The 13,704-nt window shown below is 72.9% G+C and carries 12 protein-coding genes; 6 read left to right on the forward strand and 6 right to left on the reverse strand.

What is annotated here, in order from left to right; genetic code table 11:
• Positions 1–22 precede the first annotated feature (22 nt).
• Positions 23–1,258 carry an ROK family protein gene (locus ACFZBT_RS09900; RefSeq protein WP_391100655.1) on the reverse strand — a complete coding sequence of 412 codons (1,236 nt, stop codon included), beginning with the start codon at positions 1,256–1,258 and terminating at the stop codon, positions 23–25.
• Between the two features lie 36 nt (positions 1,259–1,294).
• Positions 1,295–1,939, reverse strand: a complete 645-nt coding sequence (locus ACFZBT_RS09905; protein ID WP_391100657.1) for an alpha-ketoglutarate-dependent dioxygenase AlkB — start codon at positions 1,937–1,939, stop codon at positions 1,295–1,297.
• Positions 1,940–1,995: 56 nt separating this feature from the next.
• Here ACFZBT_RS09905 and ACFZBT_RS09910 point away from each other — a divergent pair, with 56 nt between their 5' ends.
• The gene (locus ACFZBT_RS09910) at positions 1,996–3,138 is read left to right on the forward strand and encodes a methyltransferase (RefSeq protein ID WP_391100660.1); all 1,143 of its coding nucleotides are present in this window, start codon (positions 1,996–1,998) and stop codon (positions 3,136–3,138) included.
• Here the strand turns inward: ACFZBT_RS09910 and ACFZBT_RS09915 are convergent.
• Entirely contained in the window at positions 3,128–3,988 is an 861-nt protein-coding gene (locus ACFZBT_RS09915) for a ketose-bisphosphate aldolase (protein WP_391100662.1), read from the reverse strand. The two genes, ACFZBT_RS09910 and ACFZBT_RS09915, sit on opposite strands and share 11 nt — an antisense overlap.
• 27 nt (positions 3,989–4,015) lie before the next feature.
• Positions 4,016–4,906, reverse strand: coding sequence for an SIS domain-containing protein (locus ACFZBT_RS09920; protein WP_391100664.1), 891 nt, complete (start codon positions 4,904–4,906; stop codon positions 4,016–4,018).
• A gap of 117 nt (positions 4,907–5,023) precedes the next feature.
• Here ACFZBT_RS09920 and ACFZBT_RS09925 point away from each other — a divergent pair, with 117 nt between their 5' ends.
• Positions 5,024–5,803 carry a DeoR family transcriptional regulator gene (locus ACFZBT_RS09925; protein ID WP_391100666.1) on the forward strand — a complete coding sequence of 260 codons (780 nt, stop codon included), beginning with the start codon at positions 5,024–5,026 and terminating at the stop codon, positions 5,801–5,803.
• Between the two features lie 68 nt (positions 5,804–5,871).
• Entirely contained in the window at positions 5,872–7,689 is a 1,818-nt protein-coding gene (locus ACFZBT_RS09930) for a glycoside hydrolase family 15 protein (RefSeq protein WP_391100669.1), read from the forward strand.
• A 190-nt stretch (positions 7,690–7,879) separates the two neighbouring features.
• On the opposite strand, the gene ACFZBT_RS09935 is transcribed toward ACFZBT_RS09930, so the two are convergent.
• A complete protein-coding gene (locus ACFZBT_RS09935; RefSeq protein ID WP_391100671.1) occupies positions 7,880–8,842 on the reverse strand; it encodes a hypothetical protein in 963 nt (320 codons plus the stop codon).
• Positions 8,843–9,034: 192 nt separating this feature from the next.
• Between ACFZBT_RS09935 and ACFZBT_RS09940 the strand changes: the two genes are divergently transcribed.
• Positions 9,035–11,272 carry a heavy metal translocating P-type ATPase gene (locus ACFZBT_RS09940; RefSeq protein ID WP_391100673.1) on the forward strand — a complete coding sequence of 746 codons (2,238 nt, stop codon included), beginning with the start codon at positions 9,035–9,037 and terminating at the stop codon, positions 11,270–11,272.
• A gap of 11 nt (positions 11,273–11,283) precedes the next feature.
• Here the strand turns inward: ACFZBT_RS09940 and ACFZBT_RS09945 are convergent, their stop codons facing one another.
• Positions 11,284–11,940, reverse strand: coding sequence for a methyltransferase domain-containing protein (locus tag ACFZBT_RS09945; protein WP_391100676.1), 657 nt, complete (start codon positions 11,938–11,940; stop codon positions 11,284–11,286).
• Positions 11,941–12,104: 164 nt separating this feature from the next.
• Here ACFZBT_RS09945 and ACFZBT_RS09950 point away from each other — a divergent pair, with 164 nt between their 5' ends.
• Complete coding sequence (locus ACFZBT_RS09950; RefSeq protein WP_391100678.1) at positions 12,105–12,773, forward strand: phosphatase PAP2 family protein; 669 nt, start codon at positions 12,105–12,107, stop codon at positions 12,771–12,773.
• 110 nt (positions 12,774–12,883) lie between these two features.
• The gene (locus ACFZBT_RS09955; protein ID WP_391100680.1) at positions 12,884–13,702 is read left to right on the forward strand and encodes a hypothetical protein; all 819 of its coding nucleotides are present in this window, start codon (positions 12,884–12,886) and stop codon (positions 13,700–13,702) included.
• Positions 13,703–13,704 lie beyond the last annotated feature (2 nt).

Raw genomic sequence — 13,704 nt, forward strand, 5'->3', positions numbered from 1 at the left:
GCACTCCCACGGGGCATGCCCTCTAGGTCAGCGCTCCGAGCGGGTCGTCCAGCACCGGCTGCCACGCCAGTTCCGCCGCGCCGACCAGGCTGTTGTGGTCGAGGGTGCACGGGAGGATGGGGACGCCGCCGCTCTGGCCCCAGAGGCTGCGGTCGGCTACGACGGCGCGGAGGCGGTCGGGGTCGGCGTCCAGGAGGGTGCGGTGGAGGCCGCCGAGGATGATGCGGTCCGGGTTGAGGATGTTGACCAGGCCGGCGAGGCCGAGGCCGAGGCGGTCGATGAGGGTCTCGGTGGCGGTGCGTACGCCCGGGTCGTCGTAGTGGTGGCGGACGAGGTCGATGGACTGCTGGAGCAGGGACACCTCGGGGCCGGGGGCGCGGCCTGCCGCCGTGAGGAAGGCCAGGGGGTCGGTCTCGACGTCCAGGCAGCCGCGGCTGCCGCAGTGGCAGGGGCGGCCCTCGGGATGCACGGTGAGGTGTCCGACCTCCAGGGCCAGGCCCGAACTGCCCCGGTGGAGGCGGCCGTCGAGGACGAGCGCGCCGCCGACGCCCCGGTGGCCGGTGGCCACGCACAGCAGGTCGCGGGCGCCCCGCCCGGCGCCGTGCCGGTGCTCGGCGATCGCGGCGAGGTTGACGTCGTTCGCGGCGAAGGCGGGTCCGTCGATGCCCGCCGCGCGCACCTGTTCGGCGAAGATGTCGCGGACGGGCGCGCCCGCGGGCCAGGCCAGGTGCAGGGGGTTGAGGGCCAGGCCCTCGGGTTCGGCCACCGCGGAGGGGACGGCGAGTCCGGCTCCCACGCATCGGCGTCCCGTCTCGCGCAGCAGTTCGGCGCCCGCCGTGACGACGGAGGCGAGCACCTTCGCCGGGTCCGCGTCGACGACCTCGCAGCCGGGCGCGGTCGCGACGATCCGGCCGCCCAGCCCCACCAGCGCCGCCCGGAACCCGTCGGCGTGCACCTGCGCGGCGAGCGCGACGGGCCCCTCGTCGGCGACGGACAGCTTGTGCGAGGGCCTGCCCTGCGAGCCGGCCGCCGCGCCGGGCCGGGCGTCGACGCGGATCAGCCCGAGTGCCTCCAGCTCGGCGGCGACCGCACCGGCCGTCGCCCGGGTCACTCCGAGTTCGGCGGTGAGTACGGCCCGGGTCGGCGCGCGTCCGGTGTGGACGAGTTCCAGCGCGGGTCCGAGCGCCGCGCGCCCCCGGTCCAGCCGCGTCCTCGAGGTGCTCCCATCCCCCGGCCGGGGGTCCGCCTTCCCGCTCATGAGGGCGAGTCTCCCATGATCCGCCGGGCCTGCGGCCTACAGACCGCTGACCCGGAGCGTGATGTTGAGCCGTCCGGTCAGGCCCAGCCCGGGCGGTGCCGTGCCCCCGTGTACCCGGGGTACGCCGTGGTAGGCGAGCCTGGACGGGCCGCCGAAGACGAACAGGTCGCCGCTGCGCAGCTCGACGTCGGTGTAGGGCCGGGTGCGGGTCTTCGTGTTGCCGAAGCGGAAGACGCAGGTGTCGCCGAGGCTCAGCGAAACCACCGGCGCGTCCGACTTCTCGTCGCTGTCGCGGTGCATGCCCATGCGGGCGTCGCCGTCGTAGAAGTTGATCAGTGCGATGTCGTAGGGAGCCGGCATGGCGGCGTCGAAGGCATCCCTGGCCGCTCGGCGGCCCAGCTCGCCGAGCCAATCGGGGAACGGCTTCACCGGGGTGCCGTCGCCGTCCACCACCGTGCGGGCGTAGGCGTACGGGTACCAGTGCCAGCCCAGACAGACCTGCCGGGCGGTCATCGTGCCGCCGCCGGGTGTGCGGACCGTGCGCAGTCCGGCGGGTGGGCGGGCCCACTCGCGGCAGGCGTCGAGCAGCGCGCGCTGGTGTTCGGCGTCCAGCCAGTCCGGTAGGTGCACCGCGCCGGGTGCCACCTGCGTCCGGGCCCTGGGGAACAGCTCGCCGTCCATGCTTCCCATCCTGCCCGACACGGCCTGAGCTGCGGCTCGGCTAGCCTTGACGCACGATGAACGACCGTATGACGACGCCGTGGGGCGAGTTCGCGCTGACCCGTTTCCCCGAGGATCCGCGGGACAGGCTGCGTGCCTGGGACGCTTCCGACGAGTATCTGCTGAGGCATCTGGAGCGGGAGCGGGTCCCGCTGTCGGGCACGGTCGTGGTCGTCGGGGACCGGTGGGGCGCGCTGGTGACGGCGCTCGCCGAGCACGGGCCGACGCAGATCACGGAATCCCACCTGACCCAGGAGGCGACCCGGGCCAACCTGGCGCGGCACGGCGTCGAGCCCGGCGCGGTCCGACTGCTCACCACGCAGGATCCGCCGCCCGACCGCGTCGATGTCCTGCTGGTGCGGGTGCCGAAGAGCCTGGCGCTGCTGGAGGACCAGTTGCTGCGGCTGGCACCGGCCGTGCACGCGGGGACCGTGGTCGTGGGCACGGGGATGGTGAAGGAGATCCACACCTCGACGCTCCAGTTGTTCGAGCGGATCCTCGGCCCGACCCGCACCTCGCTCGCCGAGAGGAAGGCCCGGCTGATCTTCTGCGGGCCGGACCCCGCGCTGGAACGGCCCGCCAGCCCATGGCCGTACGTCTACACGCTGCCGGACGGCATCGGCCTGGCCTCGGGAGCCACCGTCGTCAACCACGCGGGGGTCTTCTGCGCCGACCGGCTCGACATCGGCACCCGGTTCTTCCTCGGGCAGCTGCCGGGCGGCCAGGGGCGGCGAGTGGTGGATCTGGGGTGCGGCAACGGCGTGGTCGGTACAGCGGTGGCGCTGGCCGACCCGGAGGCCGAGGTGCTGTTCGTGGACGAGTCGTTCCAGGCCGTGGCCTCGGCGGAGGCGACGTACAAGGCGAACGGGGTGCCGGGGCACGCCGAGTTCCGGGTGGGCGACGGGCTGGCCGGGGTGCCGTCGGGCAGTGTGGACCTGGTCCTCAACAACCCGCCGTTCCACTCCCACCAGGCGACGACGGACGCCACGGCCCGGCGGATGTTCACCGGGGCGCGGCGCGCGCTGCGGCCGGGCGGCGAGCTGTGGGTGATCGGCAACCGGCATCTGGGCTACCACGTCACACTGCGGCGGATCTTCGGCAACAGCCGACTGGTCGCCAGTGACCCGAAGTTCGTGGTGCTGAAGGCCGTCAGGCGGTAGCAGGGCCGAGGGTCCGCAGGGCTCTCGACACCGCCTTCGTCATCGCCTCCCGCGCCACCGTGAGGTAGCCGCGCGGGTCGACGGCCTCGGGGCGCTCGGCGAGGAAGTCCCGGATGGCGCCGGTCAGTGCGATGTTCAGGGCCGTGCCGATGTTGACCTTGGCGATGCCGCCCGCGACGGCGGCGGTGAGTTCGTCGTCCGGGACGCCGGAGGAGCCGTGCAGGACGAGCGGGACGTCCAGGGTTGTCGACAGGCGCTTGAGGAGGGCGTGGTCGAGGGTCGCGGTGCGGGTGGTCATGGCGTGGGCGCTGCCGATGGCGACGGCCAGGGCGTCCACCCCCGAGTCGGCGACGAAGGCCCGGGCCTCGTCGGGATCGGTGCGGGCGCCGGGGGCGTGCGCGTCCAGCGGGGGCCTGCCGTTCTTGCCGCCGATCTGCCCCAGCTCGGCCTCGATCCAGAGTCCTTGGGCGTGGGCCCAGTCGACGGCCGCCCGGGTCGTGGCGAGGTTCTGGGCGTAGGGCAGCCGGGCCGCGTCGTACATCACGGAGCTGAAGCCGGCCTCCGCCGCCTGGTACAGCAAGGTGTCGCTCTGTACATGGTCGAGGTGCAACGCGACCGGTACGGCGGCGCGTTCGGCCTCGGCGACGGCCGCACGGGCCAGCGGGAGCAGTTGCCCGCCGTGGAACCTGACCGCGTTCTCGCTGACCTGGAGGACGACGGGGGCGTGCACGGACTCGGCCCCGGCGATGACGGCCTCGGCGTGTTCCAGCGTGATGACGTTGAACGAGGCGACGGCCGAACGGGCCGCGGCGGCGCGGGTGACGAGCTCGCCGGTGGTGGTGAGGGGCACGGTGCCTCCAGGGTCGGTGGACGAGGATCACCGAGGTCGGTGAGTGAGGATCACCGAGCGGGTGAGATGGCGGGGGCTGTCCGGGTCGAGGCCGCGTGACGCGGCGACCGCGACGGCGAGCCGCTGGGCACGGACGAGTTCGGCGAGCGGGTCCAGGGTTGCGGCGATCCACAGCGCGCCCGTGCCGCGCACCTGTTCGGCGAGGCCGTCCGGTGCGTCTCCGATCATCCAGGTCGCGGTGCCACCGGTGGTGACACTGATGGGGCCGTGCCGGTACTCCATCGCCGGGTAGGCCTCCGCCCAGGACAGCGACGCCTCGCGCATCTTCAGCCCGGCCTCGCTGGCCAGGCCGACGGTCCAGCCGCGGCCCAGGAAAGTGAACTGGGCGCATTCCACCAGGCCTTCGGGCAGGGGCTCCGCCAGGGCGGTGCGCGCGTCGGTGACGGCCGTGTCCGGGTGGAGTCCCAGATGGGCGCGGAGCAGGGTGAGGGCGGTGGTCGCGAACCGGGTCTGCACGACGGAGCGTTCGTCCGCGAAGTCGAGCACCGCGAGCTCGTCGGCCGCCGTCATCACGGGTGTGTCCGGGTCGGCGGTGATCGCGGTGGTGCGGGTGCGGCCCTTCAACCGACCGAGCAGGTCGAGGACTTCGGTCGTGGTGCCGGAGCGGGTGAGGGCGACGACCCGGTCGTACCCCCTGCCGTACGGGAACTCCGAGGCGGCGAACGCGTCGGTCTCGCCCTGGCCGGAGTCCTCGCGCAGGGCCGCGGCGGCCTGCGCCATGAAGTACGAGGTGCCGCAGCCGACGATCGCGACCCGCTCCCCCGCCGCCGGCAACTCCTCGCCGTACCCCGCCGCCTCCGACGCGGCGCGCGTCCAGCACTCGGGCTGGCTGATCAGCTCGTCCTCGACATGCGTCATGCCGCACCCTCCGCTCTGCTTGTTCCTGCAAGATATCGCCACCTTTCGAGCAACATCAAGCATTGCGAGAGATCGGGTGCGCTAGGGTCGCCCGGAGATCGAGACGTGGAGGTGCGGATGTCGCGCGACGCCCGCTGGAAGGCGCTGCTGGACCTGCTCGTGGAGCGCGGCCGGCTGGACGTCGAGGAGGCCGCCGGGGAGCTGGGGGTGTCGGCCGCGACGATCCGCCGCGACTTCGACGGACTGGCCGAGCAGCAGATGCTGGTGCGCACCCGGGGCGGCGCGGTCGTGCACGGCGTGTCGTACGAGCTGCCGCTGCGCTACAAGACGGCCCGGCACGCCTCGGAGAAGCAGCGCATCGCGAAGGCGGTGGCGGATCTGGTCACGCCCGGTGAGGCGGTCGGGCTGACCGGGGGTACGACCACCACCGAGGTGGCGCGGGCCCTGGCCGTGCGCGGGGATCTGGCGTCCGGGTCGCCCGCGCTGACCGTCGTGACGAACGCCTTGAACATCGCGAACGAGCTGGCCGTACGGCCCCAGTTCAAGATCGTGCTGACCGGCGGGGTGGCCCGCGCCCAGTCGTACGAACTGGTGGGACCGCTCGCGGACGGGGTGCTCGGGCAGATCACCGTCGATGTGGCGGTCCTCGGCGTGGTCGCCTTCGACGTCACACACGGGGCGGCGGCGCACGACGAGGCCGAGGCCGCGATCAACCGGCTGCTGTGCGAGCGGGCGGAGCGCGTGGTCGTGGCCGCCGACTCCAGCAAGCTGGGCCAGCGGGCCTTCGCCCGTATCTGCGCGGCCGAGGCCGTGGACACTCTGGTCACGGACACGGCGGCCGACGCGGAGACGCTGCGGCGCTTCGAGGAGACCGGGCTGACGGTCGTCACGGTGTGAGACCCGGCCGCTTCCCGGCCGCGGGCCTAAGCTGAAACTCAGGCGCTCGCCAGGGCAGGGAGGCTGCCATGCGGGGAACAGCGGACGGCCGGCGGTATCTGCCGATCGCCGAGCACGGGCTGATCGGCGACCTGCGCAGCGTGGCCCTGGTGGGGACCGACGGCACGATCGACTGGTACTGCTGCCCGGCCTTCGACGCGCCGAGCGTGTTCGCCTCGATCCTGGACGCGGAGCGCGGCGGCTGCTTCGAGCTGGCGGCGACCGTGCCGGCCCGGACCAAGCAGTTCTACTTCCCGGACACCAACGTCCTGATGACCCGGTTCTTCACCGAGGACGGCGTCGGCGAGGTGCAGGACTTCATGCCGGTGGACGGCGAACCGGCCGAGGCTGAGCGGCACCGGCTGATCCGGCGGGTGGTGTGCGTACGCGGCTCGATCCCGTTCCGTACGCGCGTGGCTCCACGGTTCGACTACGGCAGCCTGTCGCACACCGTTCGGCTGGACGGTGAGACGGCCCTCTTCGAGGCCGACGGGATGGCGCTCGCGCTGACCGCGACCGTGCCACTGGAGGCCGACGGACCGGACGTGTGCGGGGACTTCAAGCTCGGCGAGGGCGAGTCGGCGGTGTTCGCGCTGGACAAGGTCGGCGGCGAGGTGTCGCCCCGCCGGTGTGCGCGCACGGAGGCGGAGGAGCAGCTCGCCGCGACGGTGGCGTACTGGCGGAGGTGGCTGGCGTCGTCGCGGTACCGGGGTCGCTGGCGGGAGATGGTGCACCGCTCGGCACTGACGCTGAAGCTGCTGACATACGCGCCGACCGGGGCGATCGTGGCCGCGCCGACGACGAGCCTGCCCGAGCGGCTCGGCGGCGAACGCAACTGGGACTACCGGTACGTGTGGGTGCGCGACGCGGCGTTCTGCGTCTACGCCCTGCTGCGGCTGGGCTTCACCGGCGAGGCCGAGGCGTTCATGGACTTCGTGACCCGGCACATCAGCCCGGGCGACGGCAAGCACTCCGGCCCGCTGCAGATCATGTACGGCATCGACGGGCGCGCCGACCTGCCCGAGCGCACCCTCGACCACCTGGAGGGACACGAGGGTTCGGCTCCGGTACGGGTCGGCAACGCGGCGGCCGACCAGCTCCAGCTCGACATCTACGGCGCGCTGATCGACTCCATCTACCTCTACGACAAGTGGGCCAAGCCCATCTCCAGCGGCCAGTGGGACGATGTGACCGCGCTGGTGGACTGGGTGTGCGCGCACTGGGACCAGCCCGACGAGGGGGTCTGGGAGACCCGGGGCGGCCGGAAGAACTTCCTGTACTCGCGGCTGATGTGCTGGGTGGCGATCGAGCGGGCCATCCGGATGGCCACCCGGCGTGGCCTGCCCGCCGATCTGGTGCGCTGGCGGGAGTGCCGCGACACGATCTACCGGCGGATCATGAGCCGGGGCTGGTCCGAGGAGCGCCGGGCCTTCGTCCAGCACGAGGACGGCGACGTGCTGGACGCGGCCGTGCTGATGATGCCGCTGACGAAGTTCATCGCCCCGACGGATCCCAAGTGGCTGTCGACGCTGGACGTGCTCACCGAGGAGTTGGTGTCGGACTCGCTCGTCTACCGCTACGACCCGCAGTCCAGCCCCGACGGTGTGCGCGGCGACGAGGGCACGTTCTCCATCTGCTCGTTCTGGTACGTCGAGGCCATGGTGCACGCCGGCCGGATCGACGAGGCACGCCTGGCCTTCGAGAAGATGCTGACGTATGCCAACCATCTCGGCCTGTACGCCGAGGAGATCAGTCACACCGGGGAGCAGCAGGGCAACTTCCCGCAGGCGTTCACGCATCTGGCGCTGATCAGCGCGGCCTTCAACCTGGACCGGGCGCTCGGGTAGGGCCTGTCGTTTGGATCAGGTCGCAGGGGATCAGCGGCACCTTGTCAGCGCCGATGAGCGGGGTCTGGTGCGTGCAGCTGCAAGGCGGAGGAGGGCGTCGATGCGGAGCATCGGCAACCGACGACAACACGGCAGATGCGCGTGCCGGGCCCCGCGTCTGCGGCGTGATCCGAACGACAGGGCCAAGGGCTCAGTGCCCGTGGCCGTCGTCCGTATGCCCCTCGGGGGTACCCGGGCGGTCGGCCGCGGCCCCGCCGGCCCGGACCGTGAAGGCCGCCGTGTGGACCTTGCCCTCGTGCTTGAAGTCGAGGAACAGGCGGTAGGAGCCGGTGCTGGGTGCCGTGGCCGTGAACGAGACGTCGGGGCCGGGCCGGGTGGTGCCGTCGCCGGGTTCGCCGTTCGGGTGGACGTGCAGGTAGGCGAGGTCGCCGGAGCGCAGGGCGACCAGGTGGCCGTACGCGCCGAGGTAGGGCTGGAGGTCGGTGACGGGCTTGCCGGCCCGGGAGACCTTCAGTTTCAGTTCGCTCGCCTTGCCCGGGCGCAGGGCGCCGGCCAGCTCGACCTCGTAGCCGTTGGTCTCGGCCCTGGTGCTCGTCGGCGGGAGTTTCTCCGGCCGGTACGGGCCGGAGGCGGCGAGGTCCGCGCCGAGGGTGAGGTTGCGGGCGTCCTTCTTCGCCGGGGTGAAGTCGGCGAAGACGCGGTAGCCGCCGGCGCGGGGCAGGTCGACGGGGGTGCTCCAGGTGCCGTCGGCGGCGCGGGTGGGGTGCAGGTGGCGATAGGTGACCAGGTCGCGTGAGGCGACGATGAGGTGGAGTTCCTTGTCGTGTTCGCGCTGGTAGGCGGTGACGGCCCGGCCGCTGCCGTCCCGGACGGTGAAGCGCAGGTCGGCTCGCTGTCCTGCGGTGACGCGCGGGGTCGCGAGGTCGAGCGTGTAGCCGCCCTCGGAGATCTGGAGTCCGCCGGCCGGGGGCGTCTCCTGCCCGGCATGGCCGCCCTCCTTCGGCTCCGGTGAGGTCCGGGTGTGCTCGTCGCCCTCGTGTTTCGGCGATCGGTCGGCGACGACGGGGTCGATGCCCTGCCCGACGCCGTAGGCCGTGCCGAACGTCGCGGCCAGGGCCGCGGCGAAGGTGGTGATCTTCAGTCCGGTGTTCATGGCCGGCGTCTCCTTCAAGAAGCGGGCCTCCCGCTCGGATGCGGGGACTCCATGCAGTTCACCATACCCCTGGGGGGTACTGAGTCAAGCTGTTCTCGCACTTGCATCCTATACCCCTCAGGGGTATACAGGGGCTCAGCACCGGATACCCCTACCCCGTATTTCTGCCGAAGCCCACAGAGGAGGCGCCTCATGCTCACCGCCACCGAGGTCGAGCTCGCCATCGGAGGCATGACCTGTGCCTCCTGCGCGGCACGCGTCGAGAAGAAGCTCAACCGCATGGACGGGGTCACCGCCACCGTCAACTACGCCACCGAGAAGGCCAAGGTCAGCTACTCCGGCGAGATCTCGGTCGGAGATCTGATCGCCACCGTCGAGGCGACCGGGTACACCGCCCAGGAGCCGGCGCCGCCCGAGCGGCGGGCCGAGCCCGCGGAGACCGACGGACTCCGCCCGCTGCGCGAGCGGCTGATCACGGCCGTGGTGCTGGCGGTTCCCGTCGTGGCCATGGCCATGATCCCTGCGCTGCAGTTCGAGTACTGGCAGTGGCTGTCGCTCACGCTGGCCGCGCCCGTCGTGACCTATGCCGCCTGGCCCTTCCACAAGGCCGCGCTCACCAACGCCCGGCACGGCGCGGCCACCATGGACACGCTGATCTCGGTGGGCACCTCGGCCGCGTTCCTGTGGTCGCTGTGGGCGCTGTTCTTCGGCACCGCGGGCACGCCGGGCATGACGCACCCCTTCGAGCTGACGATCGAGCGCACCGACGGCGCGGGGAACATCTACCTGGAGGCCGCCGCGGGCGTGACGGCCTTCCTCCTGGCCGGGCGGTACTTCGAGGCCCGTGCGAAGCGCAAGGCGGGGGCGGCGCTGCGGGCGCTGCTGGAGCTGGGCGCGAAGGACGTCACGGTGCTGCGGGACGGGGAACGTGAACAGACCGTTCCGGTCGCGGAGTTGCGGGTCGGCGACCGCTTCCTGGTCAGGCCCGGCGAGAAGATCGCCACGGACGGGACGGTCGTCGAGGGTTCCTCAGCCGTGGACGCCTCGATGCTCACCGGCGAGTCCGTGCCGGTGGAGGCCGGCCCCGGCGACCCCGTCACGGGCGCCACGCTCAACGTCGGCGGGCGGCTCGTCGTGCGCGCCACCCGGATCGGCTCCGACACCCAACTGGCCCGCATGGCCCGGCTGGTGGAGGACGCGCAGAACGGCAAGGCCGCGGCGCAGCGGCTCGCGGACCGGATCTCCGCCGTGTTCGTGCCCGTGGTGATCGCCCTCGCACTGGGCACGCTGGGCTTCTGGCTCGGTAACGGCGTCGGTCTGACGGCCGCCTTCACGGCCGCGGTCGCCGTCCTCGTCATCGCCTGCCCGTGCGCCCTCGGTCTGGCCACGCCGACCGCGCTGATGGTCGGCACCGGGCGGGGCGCCCAGCTCGGCATCCTCATCAAGGGCCCGGAGGTGCTGGAGTCGACGCGCCGGGTCGACACCGTCGTCCTCGACAAGACCGGCACCGTCACCACCGGCCGTATGACCCTGCTGGCCGTGCACACCGCCGACGGCACCGACGAGGCCGAGGCGCTGCGGCTGGCCGGGGCGCTGGAGCACTCCTCCGAGCACCCGATCGCCCGTGCCGTGGCCGACGGGGCGCTGGAGAAGCTGGGCGGCGCGCTGCCCACGCCGGAGGACTTCGCCAATGTGCCGGGGCTCGGCGTCCAGGGTGTCGTGGAGGGCCACGCGGTGCTCGTCGGGCGGGAGAGGCTGCTGGCCGACTGGGCGATGGAGCTGCCGGAGGGTCTGGCCCGTGCCAGGGCGGCGGCCGAGGAGGCCGGTCGTACCGCCATCGTGGTCGCCTGGGACGGCGAGGCGCGTGCGGTGCTGGAGGTCGCCGACGCCGTGAAGGAGACGAGCGCGGAGGCCGTCGAACGGCTGCGTGCCCTGGGCCTGACCCCCGTCCTGCTGACCGGCGACAACGAGGCGGTGGCCCGGTCCGTCGCCCGTGAGGTCGGTATCGCTCCGGAGGATGTCGTCGCCGGGGTGCTCCCGCAGGACAAGGTCGAGGTCGTCAAGCGGCTGCAGGCCGAGGGCCGTTCGGTGGCGATGGTCGGCGACGGCGTCAACGACGCGGCGGCCCTCGCCCAGGCCGATCTCGGACTGGCCATGGGCACCGGCACGGACGCCGCGATCGAGGCCGGGGACCTGACCCTGGTACGGGGCGACCTGCGGGCCGCGGCGGACGCCGTCCGACTCTCCCGCCGCACCCTCGGCACCATCCACTCGAACCTGTTCTGGGCCTTCGCCTACAACGTGGCGGCCCTGCCGCTGGCCGCGGCCGGACTGCTCACGCCGATGCTCGCCGGGGCGGCCATGGCCTTCTCCTCGGTCTTCGTCGTCGGCAACTCGCTGCGGCTGCGCACCTTCCGGGCCGGCGGCTGAGCGAGCGAGGCTCAGCGGTGCTGCCAGACCAGCGTGTAGCGCCAGAACAGACGGCGGTGCAGACGGGCACCGGGCAGGACGGCACGGGCCGCGCGGAGGATCTCGGGGAAGGTCATGTCCGCCGGTCTCGTGGGGGCGGTCATCGAGGCCGGGCGTGCTGCCCGGCGGCCCCGGTTCTTCACCAGTGCCATGACGATGTTGAGCGGGACCGACACGATGCCGAGAAGGTGGTCGGTGAGGGTCTGTTCCCGGGCGACACCGACGACGACCAGCGTGCCGCCGGGGGCCAGACGGTCGCGGAAGGCCTGGAGAGTCTCCGTGAACGGCAGGTGGTGGAGCACGGCGACGCACGTGATGACGTCGTACGACTCGTCGGGAAGCCCGGTCGGCGCGGCGGCCACCGCGTAGGTCGCCGGGACAGTCGCCGGGGTCAGCTCCCGCGCCCGGGCCGTGACCGCGGGGTCGACGTCGATCCCCCGTACCCGGTCGGCCCGGGTGGCCAGCAGCCGGGCGAGGTCACCACTGCCGCATCCCACGTCCAGGGCGCTTCCCGCACGCGCGGGGAGTTGCCGCAGGATCCAGCGGTGGAAGTGGGCGTTGTGGTCCCAGGGGCGGGCGGCGTGGAAGCGGTCGAGCGCGCGCAGGACCCGATGGAGCGGTGACGTCATGCCGCAAGTCCACCAGGTCGCCCCGGCGGCGATGCCGGGGCCGGCTCACGGATGGCCGTCCGCCGCGTGGGCACTCGGCGGGTACCGGCCCGCGGGGGCGCCGAGCGTGCGCCCGGCGTGAGCCGGTACCTTGCTGGGGAAAGGCCACTGCGGGGAGAAGCAACATGACCGATCCGACGATCACAGACGCGGACGCCCCCCGTCCGCTGCCGAGCGAAGGGAAGCCCGCGAGCGGACCCGGCCGGCTCCTGACCGCCGTACTCGGCGATCTCAGGGCCGTGGACGGCGCCCTCTACGCGGCGGTGGCCGCCACCCCCACGCCCACCCTCGACCGGACGCTGCGCCATCTGTCGCACGCGGCCGACCACTCCAAGATCTCGTTCGGCATCGCCGCCGCCCTGGCGCTGGCCGGGAGGCGCCCGCGCCGGGCCGCGGTCGTCGGCGTCGGGGCGATCGCCGTGGCGTCGGCCTCCGCCAACCTGCTCGGCAAGCGCCTGGTGCGCCGGGCCCGGCCGGACCGGGAGGCGGCCCGGGTGACGGTGGACCGGCATGTCCGGATGCCCACGTCGGCCTCGTTCCCGTCCGGGCACACCGCGTCGGCGGTCGCGTTCGCCACCGCCGTCGGTGTGGTCCTACCGCCCGCCGCGGTGCCGCTCGGAGCGCTGGCGAGCGCCGTCGGCTACTCGCGCATCCACACGGGCGTGCACTATCCGGGTGACGTGGCCGCGGGCGCGGTCCTCGGCATCGCGAGCGCCGCCACCGCGCTCGCCGCCGCGACGGCCGTTCCCCTGCCCGCATGGCTCGTCTCCAGCAGCGGAAAGCGGGCACTTTAGCACCGCGCCGTCAGGCCGGCGGAATGTCCGGCGGATTGCGCGGAACCACTGGCGTGCGCGGCACACGGCTGTACGCTGCAAAAACGCTTGGGGATCACACGGGGGGCAAGATGAAGGATTCCTACCAGCTGTACCGTCGTGCCGTCGACGACGTGTGGAAGGGCTGGTGGGTGGCCTGGCCCCTCTCCCGGCGCGTCGAGGTGGGCGACGTGCTGGAGAACGCGGACGGCAGCGTGCGCGCCGCGGGCACTCTGGAGAACCGCGGCATCCCCGTGACCATGCGTCACGGCACGCCCCACAACGACTACGCGTACGACACGCAGGGCTCCGCATCCGTCGTCTTCAAGACCGCCGGCGTCGCCGCGGACGGCTTCACCGCCCTCGCGGCCGCCGACTTCGGCGCCAAGGTCAGCTTCGAGAAGGGCAACGCGGCGCTCATCGTCTACCGGGGCCTGACCGAGACCGGTGTCGACGACGTAAGGGACCTCGCCGCGGCCCTGGTGCGCCGCGTCTGGCGCGACTGGGACGAGAACCTGCTCGCCGTGACGGACGTGGTCAGCGCCGCCTCCGGCACCGTGCTCACCGCCGCGGAGAGCGGAGCCGTCGCCGAACTGCGTCTCCAGGCGGGCGCGGGCCAGGCCCAGACGGTCCTCACCGACCTCGCCGGCCGAGCCGCTGTCGCCGGACGCCACCGGCTCGGCCTCGAGTGGACCGGCGCGGAAAGCACTCCGTTCTTCCGGGTGGTCCGCCTGCGCAAGGGCTGGTTCGGCCGGGTGAGGAAGGACTACGGTCCCCGGCAGCCCGGTCGGGGTGGCGCGCCCGTGCCAGTTCCCCCCGTGCTGGTGGAGGAGGCGTGGGAAGAGCCGGAGGCAGTGCTGGAAACGGTGGCATCGGACGAGCAACCGCTGCCCGGCGACTCCTCGTCCTAGCG

The sequence above is a fragment of the Streptomyces sp. NPDC008137 genome, from assembly GCF_042957035.1.
Lineage (GTDB): Bacteria > Actinomycetota > Actinomycetes > Streptomycetales > Streptomycetaceae > Streptomyces.